Raw genomic sequence first — 22,141 nt, 5'->3', positions numbered from 1 at the left:
CGCAATCAATTTGATTCAATTTTCTCGACATTTTGTAAAAAAAGAGCTAATAAGAATTGGAAATTGAGAATTGGTAATTAGGTAATAAAGGGACAATAGAAAAAATAATTCCTATTACCCATTACCAATTACCCATGCCCTTAACTATTTTCCTAATTCTTGAGAACGTTTCGTAGCAGCTTTTACAGCTTCAATTAATGCAGAACGAAACGCAGCCTGTTCGAGCTTAGTAATACCGGCAATTGTCGTACCGCCAGGGCTAGTAACTTTATCTTTCAATACTGCTGGGTGCATTTTGCTTTCTTGCAATAGTTGTGCAGTTCCCAATACTGTTTGCAATGCCAACTTGCTGGCAACTGCTCTTGGTAAACCTGCTGCAACTCCACCGTCAGCAAGAGCTTCTACCATCAAAGCGACATAAGCTGGTCCGCTTCCGGAAAGCCCTGTGACTGCATCCATTAAGTATTCCGGTATTTCTTCTACTTCCCCGACTGCGGAAAATAGTTTCTTAGCGATTTCTGTATGTTTAGCTTTGGTGTAAGCACCACAACAGATAGCAGTCATTCCCGCACCTACTGTAGCTGGGGTATTCGGCATTGCTCTGACTACCGGCAAACCTGGGAAAGCTGCTTCCAATTGTTTTAAAGGTACTCCTGCCAGAATCGAAACTATTAGCTGCTTGCTGCCGTGTCTAATTACTGGTGCCAGTTCTTGAGCAATAGCACTGAAAATCTGAGGCTTAATGGCTAAAAATACTACTTCTGTGGCTTCTGTAAACGCCATGCTGCTATCAGCGATCGCCAAAATTTTGTATTCTTGCTCTAAATAAGCTCGACGTTCTGTAAGTGGTTCGCTGACAATAACTTCAGATGGTTGATATATCTCACAACTGATGAGGCGGGATAATAATGCTTCACCCATTACCCCGCCACCAATTAAGCCAAATTTTCTATGATTTGTCATTGCCTCTAAAAGTCATTGGTCATTTGTCATTGGTCATCAGGCGGAAACAAACGGACTAATGACTAATGACTAATGACTAGTTTATCTTCATTGCGCCATGTGATTCGGTTCGTTTCCCCACGCTTGGCCAGATGGATTTGGATTAGGGCGAGGACGTACTGGTGGTTGAGGAACTTCATGAAGTACTCCGCCAGTAGTGCTAACTTGAACGCAGCTAGGTGTAAACAGAAAGATACTTTCTCCTATACGCTCTTGATGTCCGTCAAGGGCGTAAGTACCTCCTGCAACAAAATCTACAGCACGCTGAGCTTGGTCTGGGTCCATGATTGTCAAATTTAAGACAACAGACTTGCGTTCGCGCAATGCTTGAATCGCTTGGGGCATTTCTTCAAAGGTACGTGGTTCAAGAACTAATACCTCAGAAATACCATTTAAAACTCCTGGCATACCAATAACATTACTCATTGCCTTTGCAGAAGAAGTGCTTGTTACATCGCTTCCCATTGTAGGCATTGGTTCGCGCCAACGTCGATTAACTGGAGCACTTTCTGGTTGAGGTGCTGGTGCTGGTGCTGGTGCTGATTGATTATGCTCGTGATACAGATTTTCATAACCTTCTGCATCCGGTTCCTCTTCATAGTACTCATATTCTACTGGCTCATTTAGACCAACAAAGTCTCTCAATCGGGAAAATATGTTATTCATCTTTACGCTCCTGGTGCCAATCATATTTATTGAGAAGGTAAAAATTGTTTTTGTCAACTTTTACCACTACAAATAGAGAATAATTGTTACATTGAATCACTACTTGTAGCATGGGTTACGGGTACTTTACATTGTCTTCATTTTGTTACAACACTTATACCCTGACTACGTATAATGATGAGTCAAGATTATATCTTAGTAGTTAGATTGTGGAAAGTTGTTTCTACCCCTGATTTTATTTTTATTTGCTTTTGTAAATACTATATCTTTTGTCGCTTTTGCAACTAGGGTACTAAATAAATTTTCTGTATCAAATATTGTTATATCTATTCAAATTACGGATAATTATTCGCTTATATAATGGGAGTTCGCCAGTTTTAAGTATAAGGCTGGCGAATTACAGAGGGTCTATCAAAAGACTGATTATTTCAAAATGAGGCAGATTTTTCTTCTCCCAGCTTAAAACCGAGCAATATCGAAGGTTTTAAGCTTTTTACACCTCATCTTTTTCGGATTCTAACTGGCGTTCTCCGAATAAAATAGTTCCCAAACGTATCATCGTTGCACCAGATTGAATTGCTAACTGATAATCTTGCGACATTCCCATAGAAAGCTGCTTTATTTTGATATTTTCCAAGTTCCGTCGATCAATTTTAGTTGCCAGTTCTCGTGTTTGATTAAACACCTTCATAACTTCCGGAGTTTCTAATCCTAATGGTGGAATTGTCATCAAACCTTCAAATTGTAAACTTTGACATAGATTAAGTTCCACCAAATCATCTAGAAGTTGAGATACTGTAAAACCGGATTTGCTTGGATCGGGGAGGATTTTAACTTGCAGGCAAACTTTAGGGCTAATTCCCATTTCCGAAGCTAACAAATTTAAGCGCTGTGCGAGCTTGAGGCTATCTACGGAATGAAACCATTGAAAATAAGAAAGAGCCTTTTTAGCTTTATTGCTTTGTAGATGTCCAATAAAATGCCAAGTAATACCTGATAAGTCTTGTAATTGCTCAATTTTGCTCGTAGCTTCTTGAACCTTACTTTCGCCGAAATCTCGGATACCGGCAGCATATGCTTCGCGCATTGCTGCCACCGAAACTTTTTTGCTGACAGCAATCAATTTCACAGATTCAGGAAGCGAGTCTTGTATTGAACGTATACGTTTAGTTAGCGAACTAGTCATTGAAATGTACGTTGAAAAATACTAGTTAGCTGATCGTACTCAATAGACTGCCCGCTGCGACGCAAATTACGCAAACGATTTTCCAACATCATTCTTGCCTCGGTACGTCCTACTGGTTGGAACTTGATTCCTTTTTCATCATTGATTACCAAGAAAAATAAACGTTGAGCATACAACGTAGTAAAAAGCTCTTGACTTTGTTCCACCATACATATTCTGTAAAGTAGTCCCCAGGTTGGATGATTCAAGTAAGTTTCGGAGTTTTCTGAATTCATTTACTAGTCAAGGTACGAGTACATATATCTTTTCGCTGTTAAAAACAAAAAGTCGGATCAATATTAATAAGATATTGCGAGAATATTTTTACGCAATGTAAATCTAGAAAGGTAATTACGGTAGTTATTTGTACATTAAAGAATGCATTTACGTATGAGAAAAGGAAATATTAAATAGTTGCTAAATTTTTCCGATCAAAAAATACATATTTAACTAAACTGGTTAAATATAGAACAATTTGTAGTAGAAACTAATTAACAACAGATTTAGGTAGTTTAGTCGCTACAAGTAAAAAACTATTCTACCGTAGTCTCGAAACATAATATAAAACCATTTGATTATTTCCAGTTCAATTGTTAGACATAGGGCATCCAAAGCAATAATTTAGAATTTTTGTAGTTCTGAGTTTTCAGTTGCAAATTTTACGTTTTTCAATTCAAAATGTTGCAAATTTCCAGTCTGTTTTGCTTTAGGACTTAATGTTATGTCGCTAGCTGGACTTTGCATAAAGTTTCAGATGAATTGAAGTGAGAAATAGAAAAAATTACCTACATGAAATATTTTGAACCTAAACTATTTGCAATGCTTTGATTTGCGCTTGTGCTTTATGCAGAGATTCGTACCACTCTTTGCGAGCATTGCTATCTGCGACAATTCCTGCACCAACTTGTCCCCAAACAGAATTAAGATTTGAGTGGTGTAAATTTAATCTGGAAGATTGAGGATCGAACTTTTTAAAGGAATTAAATAAATGATATGGCGTAATGCGCGATGGAGCAAGAGGGTTGAAAGACTTATTTACTTTAGCTGCTACCAACAAAGTCCGAATTAAGATATTTAGGTCTAAATTACCCCTTCGATCTAAATAACCGCAGGAACCATAAAATAAGCTGCGTTTAACAGGTTCGAGTTCTTCTATTATTTCCATGCAACGAACTTTAGGACAACCCGTTATCGTACCACCGGGAAACATAGCAGCAATCGTGTCGATTATATTTTCTTTGTTTTGACGATTCATCTGTTTGGAGTCGTCGTATTTGAGAATTCCCTTAACGTTACTAACCAGATGCATTACATGACTGTAACGTTCAATGGCAAACAACTCATCAACTTGCACGCTTCCCCATTCACAGACTCGTCCCAAATCATTACGCTCTAAGTCCACCAGCATAATATGTTCGGCACGCTCTTTAGTATTAGTAAGTAATTCTTGCGCTAATTTCCGATCTTCTTCTTCTGTTTCACCGCGCTTTCGGGTTCCAGCAATTGGTCGAGTTTGAGCTTGATTTTCGTATACTTGAACTAATCTTTCCGGAGAGCAACTAACTACTTCACCCCAAGGAGTCTTGAAATAGCTAGCAAAAGGAGAAGGATTTATTTTTTGTAGAGCTAGATAAATTTCCCATCCAGAAGCATTTGTTTGAGTCTCAAAACGGATAGAAAGATTGGTTTGAAAAATATCCCCTGCTTTTATGTACTTTTTGGCTTGCAAAACAGCCGCTTCATAATCAGCTTGAGAGGTAAGTAGTTGTAAGGGAGATAATTTCCTATGGCGAATTGCAGATGCAGAATCTGATGAATCAAAATTTTGTTCGAGTTTATTTTCTAATTCATCAAGTTTGCCGCTATCGCTTGTAGCCAGCCATAAAACCTGCTGCCAATGATCTAGTACTGCAAAACATTCGGGTTCGTACCAAAAAGCGACTGGAAACGGTAAACTATCGGATTTTAATGTCGGTAAAGTTTCTATTTCCCCAGCCACATCATAGCCCAACCAACCCAACCAGCCTCCGGTAAATGGAAGCAAAGAAACTTCCGTTTCTATCTGCTTTGCTAATATTTGCTTTCCTAATAATTGTTTGAGAAAAGGAAACACTCCTCCTAATTGGGGAGTCCACATTTGCACAACATTATTAATTACCCGAGGTGAACCAGCACATATAGAATAACGAGCTAATTTCGGATTATTTGAATTATTTCCATAAGGGCTTTCCAAAAGAGCAGCGATTTGATTTTGGCAGCCAGAAATAAACAAACAAGCAAAAACGTGACTACCAGTACGCTTGTTTAAAGGAAGCTTCCGCCAATACCAAGGCTGTAATTCTGTAATCATTAATTGGGAAACAGGGAAGAAAAGGGGACAAGGAGATGAGGAGATAGAAGGATGGGAGATAAGGAGGTAAGAGAATAAATTTTTTGCGATTATTCAATCACCCCTATCATCATTTCTAACTCTTAACTCCTAACTAGTAATCGAGCAAGCCAACATTGGCAGGTGAGGCAAGGGAGGGAGAGGGGGAAGAGGGGGAAGAGGGGGAAGAGAAAATTTTCTGTATTAACAATACATCCTACAAAGTTTTCTTGCTGAAGTGCTAGTATTCCTTTGCATTAAATATGGTGGGTTTTGACAAGCAGGGGAAGCAGGGGAGCAGGGGGAGAAAAGAATTTTAAGAAAAAGAAACCCTTTAAAATGAATGATTTGAACCACTAGTATTGCATTTCATTAATTCTAAAGGGTGGATGAGAAACATAAAAAATTATTCTTCCCCCTCTACCTCTTCTTCCCACTCTCCCCCTCCCATCCTTACCCCTCAGAATTAATGAAAAGGACTACTAAAAATAAATATTAGTTAACTTGATTTCCGATAGTAAAACGCATTCCCCAAAATAAAATTAATACAGCTATGGCTAACCAATCAAAACCTTTTAAACGTAAATTATGCCATTGCACTCGGTGTTGATTGGAACCGATAAAACCCCTTACTACAATACCATTTGCCATTTGATCGGCCCTTAGCAGCAAATTTTGTAACAATCTTTCTGCCACCATCATCCAAACTTTAACCACTCCTTTCAACCCTAATTTTTTCCAATTAATTGCTCTAGTCATTACCGAGCGAACTAAATTTTGGATTTCTTCTAAAACCAAAGGGATAAAGCGTAAGGATAATGTTAATGTCAAAGCTATTTCGGTAACTGGTACTTTAAAGCGCCTTAAAGGTTGCATCAAACTTTCGATACCTGCCGTGATTTCTTCTGGAGCAGTAGTTAGTAAATATAAGGTTGTGCTGTATAAAACTGTAAAGAAAATAGTACTCAAACGTACCGCTAAATCAAAAGAATGTCGTGTGACTTTTACAGGTCCTCTAGCAAATAATACATAATTATATTCTTGCGATTTAAATCTTGATAAAATAGAATTTTCCGTATTATCTTGAGTTGATGGTTGATTTAAATATTGATTCTCTATAGGTAGACGGGGCTGATAATCAACACCCATTCCATCAGGACTTAGAGATGCAATAATTAAAACCAGGAAGCAAATTGATAGTAAATAACCCATTTGCTGCCGCCATACTCTCCGAGGAATTCCAGACACTAATGTGATAAAAATCAATACACATACAAGTATTGCACGCCACCAAGTATTAGCAAAAATATAGGTGGTGAGAAAACTCATTAACCACACAAACTTTACTCGTGAATCAAGTTTGTGCAGCCAAGTAATCGGTTGTTCGAGATAAAGCCCCAGCGGTAAAGAACGTAATAAATCCATTTAAGAGTTGGAAGTTAATTGTTAGTAGTTAGGAATTAGCATTTAGGATTTAGTAATTATGAGTTAAGAGTGAGGAGTTAGGGCTTAGGAATAAGGAGCTAGGGGTTAGGAATTAAAATTCATAGGTAAAAATAATCTGTTACCAATTACCAAATACCAATTACCTATTACCAATTACCTATTACCCATTACCCATTACCTTTTAACCCCAAACTTTAGTTGCTCTATTGGCTCTGACATTGCTTTCGGTTTCTCGAACTTTCTTGCTTCTCCATAAAAGACGAATCGGAGTACCTCTAAAGCCTAATTGTTCTCGGAATTGACGCTCGATGTAACGACGGTAATTATCGTTAAAACGTTTTTCTTCATTCACAAATAAAGCAATAGTAGGTGGTTGGGTGCTAACTTGAGTTCCGTAGTAAATTCTCCCTTGTTTACCGCTACGACTTGCCGGTGGTGAATGCCAACGTACTGCTTCTTCTAATACTTCGTTAATTACTGAAGTACTTACTCTTCTTCTATGCTGTTCGATTGCTTGATTAACTAAATCTAAAATTTTGAGTACTCTCTGTCCGGTTAAAGCACTCACAAAAATTGTTTCCGACCAGTCAGAAAAATGCAGCCTGCCGGATAAATATTTTTGGTAGTCATAAACGCTGTAAGAATCTTTTTCGTAAGCATCCCATTTATTTACAACGGTTATACAAGCTCGACCTTCATCGATTATTCTTCCAGCTAATTTTTGATCTTGGTCGGTGATTCCGTCAAGAGCATCTATAACAAATAAGACCACATCGGAACGACGAATTGCTTTAAAAGCACGGTTTATACTAAAAAATTCGGTACCGTAATCAATGTTTTTCTTTTTTCTAATACCCGCTGTATCAATTAAACGATAAACTTGTTCGTCTTTTTCAATAAAGGTATCAATAGCATCGCGAGTGGTACCGGAAATTGGACTAACAATTGCTCTTTCTTCACCAGCAAATGAGTTTAATAAACTTGATTTACCAACATTTGGTCTGCCGATAATAGCAATTTTAATTTCTTCATCTTGTGTGACTTCTGAAACTGGAGGAAGAAAATTAATTAATTCATCTAATAACTCTCCCGTTCCATTACCGTGGATTCCCGACATTGGATAAGGTTCACCCAACCCCAACTGCCAAAAATCGGCTGCTAACATCAATCCTTGGTCTGGTGATTCGCACTTATTGACCGCGAGTAATACTGGTACCGGATGATGTCGCAGCCATTCCGCTATTTCCAAATCTGCTGGTGTAGCACCAGTTTGTCCATCTACAACAAAAATTGCTGCACTCGCTTCAGACAAAGCTACCATTGCTTGTTGACGAATGAACGGTAAAAATTCCGTATCGTCATTGAATATCAAACCACCCGTATCGACCACCATAAATTCGCGATCGCGCCAAAATGCACTCAAGTACGTTCTGTCTCGGGTGACTCCTGGTTCGTCATGAACGATAGCTGATTGTTGTTTAGCTAAACGATTGACTATAGTTGATTTGCCTACATTGGGACGACCGATGATGGCTACTATAGGAAGACTCATAAAAGGATACTCCTGAAGCTCCAAACTAATATTGTAACTATATGAGTGGACAAAATTCCGAATTATAAGTTAAAACGCATTTAAATTGAATAAACAAAAAATGTCAAGTTCTTGTGGGATGGGCATCCCTGCCCGTCCGAATATACAATTTAAATGCACAACAGCTTAGCAATTCTAAACTAAAGAATTGATTGTCAAAAACTATTTATGTTGAAGAATGAAAACTCATAAGCTGCTTTTTAAAGCTAAATTTTTACTATCAAGATTAACAACAAATATTTTTATTTTAGGTATTTGCGTTTTATTATACGCACATTTTATCGAACCTAATTGGATTGATATCAATTATGTAGAATTAAAATTACCAAATTTAGCTTCGGAATTTAATGGCTATCGGATTGTGCAAATCAGCGATATTCATATTGACAAACGAAGCAAAAAACAACAATTGAATCATATTTTCCGGCTCGTAAATCAACAAAAACCAGATTTAATTGCGATTACGGGAGATTTTGTTACTCGTCGTCAAATGAAATTTATTTCCAAACTAGAGGCTACTTTAGGTCAACTTAATGCTGTAGATAAAATAGTGGCAGTATTGGGCAATCACGATTACTGGGCAAATGCAACAAAAATTGCGGAAGTACTAGAAAAAAATAATGTTTTAAATCTTGATAACAAGGTTTACACCCTAAAACGGGGAAATTCCATACTTAATATCGCTGGTGTTGATGATGTTTGGGTAGGAAAAGACCGTTTAGACTTGGTTTTACAACAATTACCTTCAGAAGGTGCAGCGATTTTATTGGCACACGAACCAGATTTTGCAGATACCAGCGCTTTAACAAATCGCTTTGATTTACAATTATCGGGACATTCCCATGCAGGACAAATCAATTTACCTTTTTTAAGCCCACCCTTTCTACCAGGTTTAGGACAAAAGTATTATGCCGGACTTTATAAAATAGGAACAATGTTTGAATATACCAATAGAGGTATAGGTACGACCAAACTGCATTTAAGATTTGGTTCGCGTCCGGAAATCACGGTATTTAGATTAGGGAGTGGGGAGCAAGAAGTTTAACTTGTTTTGTTGCTTAGTTCGATGAGGATGGGGATTTTCTTGTTTTCTCGCGAATCCGCCAGGGAATCAATTCCCTGGCTCATAGCCGAAGTCAGTTGAAACTAACTATTTGTAGGAGATTCAGTCGTCTTGAGACGACTTTCGCTTTTAGCCTGGAAATTAATTTCCAGGTGATTTTGCGCTGATTCCAACAATAACCGCAATAATGCTGTGGATTTACCACTACCAGGACGACCTATTAATAATACGTGGTCATTCGCGTATTTAAGCAAACCTTCTAAAACTGTTAATCTTTCGGTTTCTTCTTCCTGCTTTTGTTTAACCTTCTCTACCATCAAATTATTAAGGAGGGGAGGAAGATTTTTTTCCTCATCCCGTTTCTTCCCCACAACATCAGTAATGGTGTAATAATCCCACCATTGAGCGTAGGTTTCGCGGATTGATTTTAGATAGGGATTGAAGTTAACCACTTTTACTAGTTAGCTGTTGTGTGGGGATTAGCGCTGAAGCACTACTATGAAACAAGATTACGGGTATTATAGCGAGCTTATTGCAACTCAGAAGAATCCCTAAGCTTTAAAAGTCAAAATCGGACTCAACCTAGCAACAACATCAACAATTCCGGCTTTCAACTGCACATCAATTACCGAATCAATTGGTTTATAAGCTGCGGGTGCTTCTTCAATTCGTCTTTCTTCTCGTAAAGTAATACAGTCAACTCCTGTTAACCCCAATTCTTCCTCAGTTTCTCTTGCTCCTCCACGACTGAGTTCAAAACGACTACGCAATCTACCCGCTCCATGAGAAGCAGAATTTGCAAATTTATGATTACCTTTTCCTACACATAAGTAAGAATAAGCACCCATCGAACCGGGAATAATTACAGGTTGCCCCAAATTCGCTGGACAAGCACCTTTACGAGTTATCCACCTAGAGATTTTGGATTCAACGGGTAATGTAATGTTGTGAGGCAAATCGTAAACTAACGGTGCTTCCACATCTCCATAAACTTCCCGCAAACGCAAACGCAGTAATTCGGCTAACAACAAACGATTCATAAAACCGTAGTTTGCAGCAGTTGCTTCAGCTTGTAAATAACCTGCAACTAGTTCGGGATGAGAATTTAGTGAAAGCGGAAATATTTTAGAGTCTGGATATTTCACCCCCGCTTCCCAAGCCGAAACAGCCTTATCTCGCCACATTCCGCCAATATATTTTCCGACATGACGGGAGCCGGAGTGAATCATAAAAGCAATTTGCCCTTCTTTGATTCCCCAAGCGTAAGCTAAAGCTGAATTGATTACTTTATCGACGCGCTGAACTTCTACAAAATGGTTCCCACCGCCGATAGTAGCGAGTCCACCATCACGTACTAATTCTTCATCGGGTACGAGTTCGTCAGGTGCAAGCTGCCAATTGCCATCCATCGAACCACCCAAGAAAATATTGTCAGTTTCTGCTGCGAGCTGTTCTAAATTAGATTTTGTCACACTTCCCGAAGGTGAATCTAGCATTACATCCAACCAACCGGGAACCCCATACTCAAATAAAGCCTGCATTGCTAACCCTGACATGGTGACATCGCGAGTACCGAAAAAGTAATCCCCTTTCATCAACTCTACAAATTGATTGCGCTTTGCTAAAAACTCATCAATAGTTAAATCAGCTACATGTAAGCGCATTCCACAGTTGATATCCGAACCGGTAGCGGCAGGAATCACCATGTTTTCAGTTTGTACCACCGAACCGATAGCAATCCCAGCATCACCTGGATGAAAATCCGGTGTAGCATGACATTTGCAAACATAACCACCAGCAGGATGACGAACACTAGCAAGATTTGCTAACTGCTTAAGGGCTTTTGCTTCTACAGGAAAATTTTCAGGTAATAAAACTTGTGCTACAGGTGCATTGGTTTTATTACTCAACCGCACCGAATAAGTTGAATTATTGTAAGTTACATCCAAACCTTGCCGCGACAAAGCACGCAAGAGACGCTTTAAATTTTTTGGCTGCATGAATTATCTAAGTCTTTTTTTAGACCTGTTGTTGTGAAGGTATTAACGAGACATAGGTTCAGCAGCCGCGTCTCTAATAATTAAAATGTGGTTTTTCCAGAAATTAGGGAAAAACGGTTTTTGATTAAATTTATTTATAACTTTGCTAACATATATTCTTTACTTTGTCAAATCAGGTTTAAATTAAATCTTGCATCATTCTCAACAACTGCCTTGGAATGAATTCCCTGGCTAATATACTAAGTCGTCTAAAGACGGCTGGACAATGCTTTGAGTGCGTTTTAAGGTACTTTGTATATGAGCCGCATCAATTGATTTCTCTGCGTTCCCAGGTCGCGTGCGGGCTAGAAAGCCTCCGGCTTACAAGGGGCGTATTCGGGCTTAACGACAATGGTGCAAGATGTCGGGTTTAATATACATAGGACTTACGCAACCGGCACATTTTTCTGTAGGGTGCTGTGACACTTTGACCAATGTTGAACGTAGTAACAATGTTTTCAGTGTCACGCACCAACCGGGTATTGTGACACATGCGTAAGTCCTGATACATGTTTACAGAAACGAGAGAAAAACTTTAACTTCAAAACATTGATAAAAGAACTAATGAACTACCCCGCCCATATTTCATATGGACGAGGAATGTACGACGGAATATTTGTTCAATATAATTAAATTGCAATTTTTAAGAAATATTAAAAACAAGAGTCTTTTCAATAACGAAGAACTCTGCGGATAAGCACAAATTCTTATTTGAGTAGATAATTGAAAAACCTCAAATATTATCTACAGAAATCATAAATTACTGATTTAAGATACTTACCAAGAAAATGAAAAGTTAATTATAATAGTTTACATAAATTATCATGATTTAAATCAAGTTAATAACTGTAAGACCTGTTAATGAGTGGGTGATTCTGCGAAAATATTATCTCGTTAGGGTAAAAATAATCAAAGAATCTTTAGTTTTAAAGCCTTCTAAGAACTGACTTTGAAAACAAATTATCGGAATTGTAAAACATATGCTTGACAACTTAATATTTTGCAACAAAAAGTCCGAAAAACGACAATCAAAGAATGATAATCTGATAAATCATAGGTTAAATAAACTAGTTATTTTAGGATGAATTAATATATGGGTGTAACTTCAGGCACGCCTCACTTGCTTCGAGCAGCTCGCGGTGAAATCGTAAACCGTCCCCCTGTATGGATGATGCGACAAGCGGGACGATATATGAAAGCTTATCGGGACTTAAGGGAAAAATATCCTTCCTTTCGCCAGCGCTCGGAAATTCCCGAAGTGGCAATTGAAGTTTCCCTACAACCTTGGAAAGCTTTTCAACCCGATGGCGTAATTCTGTTTTCCGATATCGTTACTCCTTTGCCAGGTATCGGTATTGATATGGATGTCGCTGAAGGAAAAGGTCCCGTTATTGAAAATCCTATTCGTACTCAAAAGCAAGTTGATAACCTATATTCCTTGCAACCAGAAGAATCCTTGCCATTTATAAAAACTATTTTGCAAGCGTTGCGAGAAGAAGTAGGAAATAAATCAACTGTACTAGGTTTTGTTGGTGCCCCGTGGACTTTAGCCGCTTATGCAGTAGAAGGAAAAGGTTCTAAAACCTATTCTATTATTAAGAATATGGCTTTCTCCGAACCAGCCATATTACATCAGCTCCTAGCTAAACTTTCGGATTCAATCGCTACATACGTCCGCTATCAAATTGACTGCGGCGCTCAAGTAGTACAGATGTTTGATTCTTGGGCAGGTCAACTAAGTCCTCAAGATTACGAAACCTTTGCTTTACCATATCAAAAAAGAGTATTTGAGCAAGTAAAGCAAACTCATCCAGATACACCATTGATTCTTTTAGTTAGTGGAAGTGCAGGTTTACTAGAAAGAATGAGCCAATCCGGTGCTGACATAATCAACGTAGACTGGACGGTTGATATGGCAGATGCGCGTCGGAGATTGGGCAAAGAAATGAAAGTGCAGGGAAATCTCGATCCCGGAGTACTTTTCGGTTCCAAAGAATTTATTCGCGATCGCATTCACGACACCGTTAGCAAAGCCGGAAATTGGGGACATATTCTTAACCTTGGACACGGTGTTTTACCCACTACACCAGAAGAAAATGTTGCATTCTTCTTTGAGACTGCTAAGCAATTGAACACGGCAAAAAGTGAAATGCTAACTGCTGCAAGCAAGTAGGGCATTGGGTATCGATTCAAAGGGGAAGAGGGGGTAGAGAAGGTAGAGGGGAAAGAGGAGGTAGAATAAAAAATTCTAACTGTTAACTCCTAACTTTTTATTTTCTCGTTGTCCCCTTGTCCCCTCTTGTGCCATATCTTTTTTATCCCGACACTTTTGGTATCTGGTTGTAGTTGTTAGTTGTGAGTATAAAAGTTAAAAATAATTACAATCATCTAACAACAAAAACTTAGAATAATTCTATGAGCCAGAAGCGGATTTTAGTTACTGGTGCAAGCGGCTGTATAGGTCATTACATCAGCGAATCATTAATACAAGAAACCCAGCACGAACTGTATTTGTTAGTAAGAAATCCAGACAAATTGCAGATCGATACCTCAGCACGCCCTGGTGTCCATGTTGTGCAGGGAGATATGCAAAAAGTAGGGGATTTAGCTGAATTACTTGAAACTATAGATGTAGCTGTGTTAACAGCAACTGCTTGGGGTGGTACGGGAACTTTTGACATTAATGTAGCCAAGACAATTGAATTACTCAACCTGTTAGATGCCCAAAAATGCGAACAGGTGATATATTTCTCTACAGCAAGCGTTTTAGACAGTAAAAATCAACCTCTGAAGGAAGCAGGAGAATTAGGTACAGATTACATTCGCTCGAAATTCGATTGCTTAAGAAAATTTTCTAAACTAGCTATCGAATCCAAAATTACTAAAGTTTTTCCTACATTAGTTGTGGGTGGTGATGAAAATAAGCCATCATCTCAGATAACTTCGGGTATTCCTGAAGTCACAAAATATGTTAACTTGATTCGCTTTTTGAAAGCAGATGGTAGCTTTCACTTCATTCATGCCAAAGATATTGCTACCGTAGTCAAGCACCTGATTGATAATCCTCCTAAAGAGAAAGAGCCAAGAAAGTACGTTTTAGGACAAGAAAAAATTACAGCAAACCAAGCAATAGAAGAAATTTGTAGATATTTGGATACAAAGATTTATTTCAGAATTCCTTTATCTTCATCTCTAGCAGATGTAATCATCAAGACTTTCAATATTCAGATGGCTGCATGGGATAGATTCTGTATGAAATATCGCCATTTTAGCTATGAAAAAATAACTAATCCCAAAACTTTCAATTTACCAAATCACTGCCACACAATGAGCGATGTTTTAAAGACAAGCGGTGTCAAGAAGAAATGAAAAGTTAGGAGTTATGAGTTAGGAATTAGGAATTAGGAATTAGGGGTTAAGAGTTAAAAATACAAAACTGGTTATTGGTAACTGCTCACTGTTCACTGTTAACTGTTAACCGTTACCCAAAAATCAGCAGTTTTAACTTTTCCATTGCGATTGAATTGCAGCCAAATTTTGTAGCTTCCCGGTTGAGGAAATTTAGTTGTAAAGTGTAGTTGGTTGTTTGGCGATTTCTGGATAGTTTCAGTATCAATGTAGTCATTTTCTCCTAGGGAAGAAGAACTTTTAATGACTACTAGATTTGCTTTTTGACCTAAATACGGTTTTAAGTCTTTTATTGGTTTGTTATTGCTTGCTTGCTTCAAATCAAATTTTAAAGTGACTTTTTTACCGGCTTTGATATTAGGTTGAGATAAATTTAAATCTATTTTCGTATCGGCAAATGTTTTAGTTTTGCTAAAGCTCTCTAATTCTGTAGGAAAGGGTACTTCACCAGGAACAGAAATTCTTTCTATAGAAACCTGTTCTTTTTCACCTAGGGGATTGTAGTCGCTAAAAACTGTATATTCTCCGGGAGCAGGAAATTTAGGCTTCACTTCGATATTTTCACTAGTTTTATAGTTAGCTTGAACTAAATCAAAGAATCTTAAGTCATTACTCACTACAATCATGTGCATTTGCTTTGGCTGGGAAGCGTTAGTTGTATTAGCTTTTGCAACAGAAGCTGGAACCTGAACTTTTACGGGAACGGGTTTATTAGGTGTAATTTTCGTAGGAACAGTTAATTTACCTTGGGTAGCTGTAGATTTCTTTTCAGGTTGAGATACAGATGACGATATTTGTTTATTTTCTTCGGGTTTTTGCTTACTGGAATTTGTCGGATTGGATTCTGGTAACGATTCCACCCGAGCTTGTTGATTCTCAGATTTATCTTCAGTTTTCGTAGTAGATGAGCAACCCTGATATAAAAATAAGGTTGCTAATAAAGCAATGCCAACAGCAGAGAGTTTCATTGTTATTTGGATTAAAGGTTATGCCAATAATTAGGTTTGATTTCCCAATCTGTTATAGCAAACCAGAAATTTAATGTAAGGTTTTCACATCAGCAATAAAGTATACAAGTACGAAGTTTAAATACTTTAACTAGTATTCGTTGTCATTAAATATGACGAGGGGGAGAGGGGGTAGAAGGGGTAGAGGGGGAAGAATAATTTTTTATGTTTTCCGTACACCCTTCAGAATTAATGAAATGTAATACTAGTTGTTTTTTTATATCTCAACTAACTTTATATTTCATCTCTATCTAATAAGCTAATTATTAGCTTTGAATCCTCCCCTAGCAAGATGACGAAGAGAAAATAACGTAATAAATAGTAGTCATAATAATATTTTTTATCTAAAGAAATGCCTGATGTTGGTGATACTATATCAGTTGTAAATGCGCGATGGTCTTTTGGTGGTAGCGTGCCGCAAACTTTTGACCAACACGTAGGTCGTTCGGTTCCGCAATATCAACAAGGTCATGAAATAGTTGTAGCGCTGTCCGACTTTTTCCTTAGACAAAGTTCAACAGTTTACGAATTAGGCTGCTCGACGGGAGAACTTACGCGTAAGTTAGCCGAAGCTAATACCGATCGCGATGTTCATATTGTGGGTATAGAAATTGAGTCAGCAATGGTTGAAGCTGCGAAGGAAAAAACCTCGAATTATCCGAAAGTTGAAATTCGCGAAGCTGATATTCTGCAAACGGAGTTCGATTCAGCCGATTTGATTATTGCTTACTATACTATCCAGTTTGTACGACCCGCAGTTAGACAGCTACTATTCGATAAAATCTACAATAGTTTGAGCTGGGGAGGTGGTTTTCTTCTGTTTGAAAAAGTCAGAGCACCCGACGCTCGCTTTCAAGATATGATGTCATCGCTCTATATTGACTTCAAATTACAGCAGGGATTTACCGAGCAAGAAATTGTTAACAAAAGTCGCAGTTTAAAAGGTGTACTCGAGCCCTTTTCTACCCAAGGAAATATTGACCTGATGAAACGTGCAGGCTTTGTTGATATTATGACGGTGTTTAAGCATTTGTGTTTTGAAGGTTTCTTGGCAATTAAGTAGGATTTGAGATTCTAAGTTTAAATATTCGCAATTATGAGCATTTATAATACGTTACGTTCCTACTGGTGGGATAATGCTTTGATGGCAAGACACATGAAGCTGCAAGCTAAACGTGTTTGGTGGAATTTTCTGACTGCTTGGGAAAAAACCACACCCGGACTTTACAATAAAATACAAACTGGTTATCGCCAACAGCGACCATCAGCAGAACAAACAGTTTCTTCAGAAGCATATGGCACTGTGGTAACTGTAAACGGTGTCCGGATGAAGATCGATCCGAGAATGACTCCGTTTCAAGTAAAGAAGCTGATTGATGGAAGACATACCCGCGAGGAACGTCGTTTGTTAATCCATCGGCTTGAACCTGACGACATCGTGATGGAACTTGGCGGTGGAATTGGCATGTTGGCGATCGCCTGCGCTTTGAAAATTGGCGGCGAGAGAGTTTATTCTTATGAAGCTAATCCCGTACTTGAATCTTTAATTCGGGAAAACTACGCGCTTAATGATGTGAAACCCGAAATCAATATGTGTATGCTTGATGAAACACATGATACTTGCACTTTTCATGTTTCCGAACATTTTTCGCGCTCCTCAGCATTCAAGCCAGCTGATGATAAAACTGTTCCTTATGAAGTTGCCGTTAAGCCCCTCAATGACGAGATTGCGCGTATTAAACCCACAGTTTTGATTATGGATGTCCAAGGTAGTGAAGGCAAACTATTAAGTTTTGCAAACCTATCTACCGTTAGCAAACTTTTAGTTGAAGTACATCCAGATATGTTGGGACTTTCTAATGCGAACGCGCTGCGTCGTAATCTGCGAACTCAGGGTTTTGAAGAAGTAGAACGTTCCGGACAAAGTTTTCTGTATATTCGTAAATAACAGGCTTTGAAATCATAAATAATTACTTTTTTAGGGAGAGCAGGGTATTAAAAAATATCTTGTTTCTCCTTTTTTATTCAACTTACACATAAATAACAGAGCTTGGTAGCCCATTTCCAGAAAGCCATATGTTTTATCGATAACAGCAAGATTTAGAGACGCAGCACCGCTACGTTTCCATAACTTTTATTCATGGCGAAAATAGATTATTTATTTTTTCGCACAATCCAAAAATTTAACTAGCAGAACCAACAGTCTGCTCGGCTTCTGCTTCCACCGTTGCTTTCTGTCCTAATTTCGGTTCGGTACCTGCTAATATCCGTTCAATATTGCTGCGGTGACGGATAACTACATACAAACCACCAACCATAGCAAACAATATATAAGGTAAAGGTTGCCCAAATAAAATCATCAAAATTGAAACTGCGATCGCGCCACAAACGGAACTTAGGGATACAATCCGCGAAATCGCGACAACTACGAGAAATATGCCAAGTGTTGATAAACCAATTTGCCAATTCATGGCTAACAAGATTCCTAAACTAGTAGCAACGGATTTACCACCCTTGAATCCCAAAAAGATTGATTTACTGTGTCCGATTATGGCTGCTAAACCCACCAAAGTAACCATAATGGGCTGCCAAATTTCGATATTAACTGTTGCCGGAATTAAATTATTATTGGATGAGAAGGTAAACAACCAGTAAGCTAGAAATATTGATAAGACTCCTTTCAAGCTGTCAATCAGTAAAACAAATGCACCAGGACCTTTACCTAAAGTTCTTAAGACATTAGTTGCACCAGTTGAACCCGAACCAACTTCTCGAATATCAATTCCCTTTAACAGCTTTACGAGCGTATAACCCGTGGGCATAGAACCCAAAACATAAGCTGCGACTAAAATTGCTCCACACAAACTTAACCAAGTAGTCATATTTTAAGAAGTTAGTAGTTAGTAGTTAGTAGATAGTTGTTGGTGGATATTGTATTTCTAAATAGGCAAGTGGAATTAAAAGTAGTCGAAGGTGGAAAGCTTGCTATTATAACCGAGCTAGATGCTCTTAGTAATAAAGTGGTTTACACAGCGAAAAACAACTAACAACCAACAACTAACAATATTTAGAAAAATTCATCCTCATAATAGTCTCTCATCATCTTGGGGTCGGGAGCAAAAGCCAACCATAAGGGGAATTGCAACAATCCGACATTAATTTGTTCTTCGGAATCATCGATAATGATAAGCGGTTGCAAACCGGCTTTTACCAAACGCTCTGCTTTTTGGGCAACAGCCGATGGTGTTTCAAATAACGCCAAACCTCTATCGGGACCGAAATCCGGACGACCAATTCCCAAGCAATCTTGTAAGCCGCGTCGCCACTCTCCCAAACGTTCCGGCGAATTTGCTAAAACCAAAGTACGAACGCGATTGCCATATAAAGAATGCAATACAGATATAATTGCTGAAGCAATCAGTGTATTTTGCAGCCTGCTACCCATTGTTCTCAAAGCACCTCTTCCTGCTTGCTTAAAGAACCAATTAGAAACTCGTTCGGCATGAACTGGTTCAAAGGTGCGTCTTAATTGCCACGGTGGCCCGTAATAATCTGGTTTGGTACGGTACTGGTCTATTAACTGGCGAATTTTTCTTGTGGTATCTTGAAACTGCCCCCGACCAAAATCGGAACCTCCACGTTCTTCGTATTCATCTTCATCGTCAAACTCATCATCGAATTCATCGTCTGGCTCAACTTCCCTAGCAGAAGTTTTTGGAGGTTCGAGTTTTGTTGGTGGCACTAATTCTAACTGTTCGGCAGCAGCAGCTAAATCTTGTAGGCTGCCAGTCAAATAATCCTTAAAACCTTGTACCCTAATTGCTAATTCTTGAGAAGCTCCGGCGAAAGTAGTTCGCATTTCATTGCGAATACGTTCTTGACGGCGTTCGAGTTGCTCAATCGAAATTAATAGAGTTTGTTTGCGTTGTTCTAATTCCGACAGCGCTTCTTGGGTCATTTTAGAAAGCGCTTTTTGAGTATTACCGACTTCAGCCTGAAGAGTTTTGTAAGATGCTTGTAAATTGGATATTTCTTCTTTTAAAGATTCTTCAGTACGTTGTAACTGTGCTACTCTCTGAGCCGCGAGGTTATATTCCGGAGAATTATCAACTGATTCCGGGTTTAGTATTGAACCTTCGGCATTAGTGTTTTCACTTGAATTCGCCATAGGAAAGGAAACTGAGTTTGATGAATTTTCTACTGTAAGAACTGGCGATCGCGATTGTTCAACCGAAGACTGGGACAAAGAATTCTCTGTTTGCTCAACTGTATTACTTTCTTCTTGTAATTGTTCTTCTTTATAATTGTCGTCTTGGTTCATAATCAATCCAAGTCCTTAAAAAATAGGGCGATGAAAAACACGCCATCTTTACAAATTTCAATATGAGTATCAAGTATAAAGTGTTGACTCTACATTTTACCAGCTAATTTAGACACTAATTGATGAGTATCTGAAGTCAGGAGATTTGAGGAGACAAGAATAAGAGGAATTAATTTTAGGCGTTGCTGATTAAAAGTATGAATAGCGCCCCAACCCCCAATTTTGGGGAAGAAATGAAATTTAAAGTCCCCTAACTTTAGGGGATTTAAGGGGCTAACCTTAGATAGTAATAATAAATTCATATTTCAATTGAGCAACGCCTAATTTTTTATGCTTAAATCCTCAATCCAATCTCCTAACTTTAAATCCCTAATCTGAATCAACTCTTGGACAGCGTTCTTCCAAACAAGCTTTGAGGGTTTTAGGGTCAAACAAAATTGGTAGAAAATGAATACTTTTGATTTCTTTAAAGTAAAACAAAATAGGAATTACATTCCAAAAGATACGCCAATTTTGCCACTCACTGTAAGGAAAACGACGCAGCAAATCCTCGCCTCTAACAAGGTCTAAATCGGTGGCGGTAAACTGCAAACGCAATGTTACTGCTTGGTACATAAGAAATAAGCCAAACAATCCAACAATTGCTCCAGCTACTGGTTGTCCGATGGTCAAACATATAATCGACCCAACTATCAATACTACAGGTATGTTGTAGCTAGGTTTGAGTTCTACAGTAGATGTTGATTTGGAAGCTAATGAGCTAGTCACTATATAAAATAACTTTTTCTAAACAGACATTATCCTTATTTTAGAAGCAACCAGTTACCAGTAGCCTTCTTATCAATAACGAATTTCTAACTTTGATTGAGATAACCTAAAAACCTTGCAGCAAAGCTCCTCCAGTACCTTGGAACATCAACCAAGAAAGAAAGAAATTAGCAATAAATATAATCAATAAAGCTGTAACTACTGCTGTTGTGGTGGATTGACCTACACCTTTTGCTCCACCAGTGGTGGTTAATCCCCAGTTACAGCCAATAACCGCGACTAGAAGCCCGAAACAAAGAGCTTTAATCATCGCGCTTAAAATATCCCAGACTCCCAAAAAATTACGTGCCGAATCTAAAAACTGAACATCCGATAAATTATAAAAATTTGTAGCAATTACCAATCCTCCTGCCATACCCGTGACTAAAGACAATAAAGTCAAAATCGGCAGCATTAAGCAGCAAGCCAGCACCCGAGGAATAACTAAATAGTCTATGGGGTCAGTTTTTAACATTAATAAAGCATCAATCTGCTCTGTCACCCGCATAGTACCAATCTCAGCAGCAAAAGCCGAACCAACTCGTCCTGCTAGAACAACTGCCGTGAGTACGGGAGAAAGTTCTCGCGTTAAAGCTACAGCTAATACTCCTCCTACAGCGTTTCCTGCACCAAAATTAATAAACTCTCGTGCAACCTGAATTGTAAATACCGCACCTACGAATACAGCCGTAACTAAGGCAATAAATAGTGAGTCAGGTCCCACCGCAGCCATTTGTTCTAAAGTATTGCGCCGATGAATTTTTACTTGGAATAAATGAATTATTACTTGTCCAATCAAAAAAAGCGCAGCCAACAATCGCTGACTCCATGCTCCCAAACTGGATTTAGATGTTGCTTGACCCACAATTAATTTTTAATTAACTACCGTAATTGCCGTCATAATAGCGAAAGATATCCATAAAAGGTGAAAACAGCGAACGATTACTACTGCTCTCCTACAGAATAAGGTCGATCCAGAATTTTTATTACTTTAGTACTTAATGGTCTTTCTCATTGAATTAGAGGAATGTATCGTAGAAACCAGAAAGCTTTTCTCACTACCTCTTTCCCTTTCAGGCATCCCTACCCTACAGGTTAATTTTATGGGACAGACTACTAGCGGGGATAGAGGTAGTATAGCTGAACGCCACAAGCAAACCTATGAAAACTACATATTTCCGGTTTCGCAAAAAGCCTT

General features: G+C 38.4%; 19 protein-coding genes. 5 read left to right on the top strand and 14 right to left on the bottom strand.

The features are described 5' to 3' along the window. Positions 1-144: 144 nt before the first annotated feature. The 7 genes from proC to der all read right to left on the bottom strand — a co-directional run bounded on the left by proC (position 145) and on the right by der (position 8,259). A complete protein-coding gene (gene proC / locus RIV7116_RS28835) occupies positions 145-963 on the bottom strand; it encodes a pyrroline-5-carboxylate reductase (protein WP_015121865.1) in 819 nt (272 codons plus the stop codon). A gap of 87 nt (positions 964-1,050) precedes the next feature. Further along, positions 1,051-1,668 (bottom strand): cell division protein SepF, encoded by a 618-nt coding sequence (locus tag RIV7116_RS28830; RefSeq protein ID WP_015121864.1) that lies wholly within the window; start codon positions 1,666-1,668, stop codon positions 1,051-1,053. A 493-nt stretch (positions 1,669-2,161) separates the two neighbouring features. After that, positions 2,162-2,854 carry a YggS family pyridoxal phosphate-dependent enzyme gene (locus RIV7116_RS28825; RefSeq protein ID WP_015121863.1) on the bottom strand — a complete coding sequence of 231 codons (693 nt, stop codon included), beginning with the start codon at positions 2,852-2,854 and terminating at the stop codon, positions 2,162-2,164. Then, positions 2,851-3,129 (bottom strand): transcriptional coactivator PipX, encoded by a 279-nt coding sequence (gene pipX, locus RIV7116_RS28820; RefSeq protein WP_015121862.1) that lies wholly within the window; start codon positions 3,127-3,129, stop codon positions 2,851-2,853. The genes RIV7116_RS28825 and pipX overlap by 4 nt, the downstream gene beginning before the upstream one ends. A gap of 569 nt (positions 3,130-3,698) precedes the next feature. Then, the gene (locus tag RIV7116_RS28815; RefSeq protein ID WP_015121860.1) at positions 3,699-5,243 is read right to left on the bottom strand and encodes an anthranilate synthase component I; all 1,545 of its coding nucleotides are present in this window, start codon (positions 5,241-5,243) and stop codon (positions 3,699-3,701) included. A 513-nt stretch (positions 5,244-5,756) separates the two neighbouring features. Next, entirely contained in the window at positions 5,757-6,686 is a 930-nt protein-coding gene (locus RIV7116_RS28810) for an energy-coupling factor transporter transmembrane protein EcfT (RefSeq protein ID WP_015121859.1), read from the bottom strand. Between the two features lie 202 nt (positions 6,687-6,888). Next, positions 6,889-8,259: a ribosome biogenesis GTPase Der gene (der, locus tag RIV7116_RS28805; RefSeq protein WP_015121858.1), complete on the bottom strand. Its 1,371-nt coding sequence runs from the start codon at positions 8,257-8,259 to the stop codon at positions 6,889-6,891. A gap of 217 nt (positions 8,260-8,476) precedes the next feature. Here der and RIV7116_RS28800 point away from each other — a divergent pair, with 217 nt between their 5' ends. Then, positions 8,477-9,343 (top strand): metallophosphoesterase, encoded by an 867-nt coding sequence (locus RIV7116_RS28800; protein ID WP_015121857.1) that lies wholly within the window; start codon positions 8,477-8,479, stop codon positions 9,341-9,343. Between the two features lie 101 nt (positions 9,344-9,444). Here RIV7116_RS28800 and RIV7116_RS28795 read toward each other — a convergent pair whose 3' ends face one another. Together RIV7116_RS28795 and RIV7116_RS28790 are read right to left on the bottom strand one after the other, a co-directional pair. Further along, positions 9,445-9,813, bottom strand: a complete 369-nt coding sequence (locus RIV7116_RS28795) for an NTPase (NACHT family) (RefSeq protein WP_015121856.1) — start codon at positions 9,811-9,813, stop codon at positions 9,445-9,447. A 99-nt stretch (positions 9,814-9,912) separates the two neighbouring features. After that, the gene (locus RIV7116_RS28790) at positions 9,913-11,361 is read right to left on the bottom strand and encodes an RtcB family protein (protein WP_015121855.1); all 1,449 of its coding nucleotides are present in this window, start codon (positions 11,359-11,361) and stop codon (positions 9,913-9,915) included. Positions 11,362-12,493: 1,132 nt separating this feature from the next. Here RIV7116_RS28790 and hemE point away from each other — a divergent pair. Next, entirely contained in the window at positions 12,494-13,573 is a 1,080-nt protein-coding gene (gene hemE, locus RIV7116_RS28785; protein ID WP_015121854.1) for a uroporphyrinogen decarboxylase, read from the top strand. A 242-nt stretch (positions 13,574-13,815) separates the two neighbouring features. After that, positions 13,816-14,769 carry an NAD(P)-dependent oxidoreductase gene (locus tag RIV7116_RS28780; RefSeq protein ID WP_015121853.1) on the top strand — a complete coding sequence of 318 codons (954 nt, stop codon included), beginning with the start codon at positions 13,816-13,818 and terminating at the stop codon, positions 14,767-14,769. Positions 14,770-14,867: 98 nt separating this feature from the next. On the opposite strand, the gene RIV7116_RS28775 is transcribed toward RIV7116_RS28780, so the two are convergent. After that, positions 14,868-15,776: a hypothetical protein gene (locus RIV7116_RS28775; protein ID WP_015121852.1), complete on the bottom strand. Its 909-nt coding sequence runs from the start codon at positions 15,774-15,776 to the stop codon at positions 14,868-14,870. A 391-nt stretch (positions 15,777-16,167) separates the two neighbouring features. On the opposite strand from RIV7116_RS28775, the gene RIV7116_RS28770 reads away from it, so the two are divergent. Further along, a complete protein-coding gene (locus tag RIV7116_RS28770) occupies positions 16,168-16,878 on the top strand; it encodes a methyltransferase domain-containing protein (RefSeq protein ID WP_015121851.1) in 711 nt (236 codons plus the stop codon). 33 nt (positions 16,879-16,911) lie between these two features. Continuing rightward, positions 16,912-17,763 carry an FkbM family methyltransferase gene (locus RIV7116_RS28765; protein ID WP_015121850.1) on the top strand — a complete coding sequence of 284 codons (852 nt, stop codon included), beginning with the start codon at positions 16,912-16,914 and terminating at the stop codon, positions 17,761-17,763. Positions 17,764-17,998: 235 nt separating this feature from the next. Here the strand turns inward: RIV7116_RS28765 and plsY are convergent, their stop codons facing one another. The 4 genes from plsY to RIV7116_RS28745 all read right to left on the bottom strand — a co-directional run bounded on the left by plsY (position 17,999) and on the right by RIV7116_RS28745 (position 21,808). After that, complete coding sequence (gene plsY / locus RIV7116_RS28760) at positions 17,999-18,697, bottom strand: glycerol-3-phosphate 1-O-acyltransferase PlsY (protein ID WP_015121849.1); 699 nt, start codon at positions 18,695-18,697, stop codon at positions 17,999-18,001. A 185-nt stretch (positions 18,698-18,882) separates the two neighbouring features. After that, entirely contained in the window at positions 18,883-20,136 is a 1,254-nt protein-coding gene (locus RIV7116_RS28755; RefSeq protein ID WP_015121848.1) for a DUF3086 domain-containing protein, read from the bottom strand. A 369-nt stretch (positions 20,137-20,505) separates the two neighbouring features. Next, positions 20,506-20,904, bottom strand: coding sequence for a DUF3119 family protein (locus RIV7116_RS28750; protein WP_015121846.1), 399 nt, complete (start codon positions 20,902-20,904; stop codon positions 20,506-20,508). Between the two features lie 106 nt (positions 20,905-21,010). Next, positions 21,011-21,808 carry an MlaE family lipid ABC transporter permease subunit gene (locus tag RIV7116_RS28745; protein WP_015121845.1) on the bottom strand — a complete coding sequence of 266 codons (798 nt, stop codon included), beginning with the start codon at positions 21,806-21,808 and terminating at the stop codon, positions 21,011-21,013. Positions 21,809-22,141: the final 333 nt, after the last annotated feature.

It is taken from the genome of Rivularia sp. PCC 7116, assembly GCF_000316665.1.
Taxonomy (GTDB): Bacteria; Cyanobacteriota; Cyanobacteriia; order Cyanobacteriales; family Nostocaceae; genus Rivularia.
Note: the sequence above shows the minus strand (reverse complement) of the source record. Positions and strands in the feature narration are given on the sequence as shown.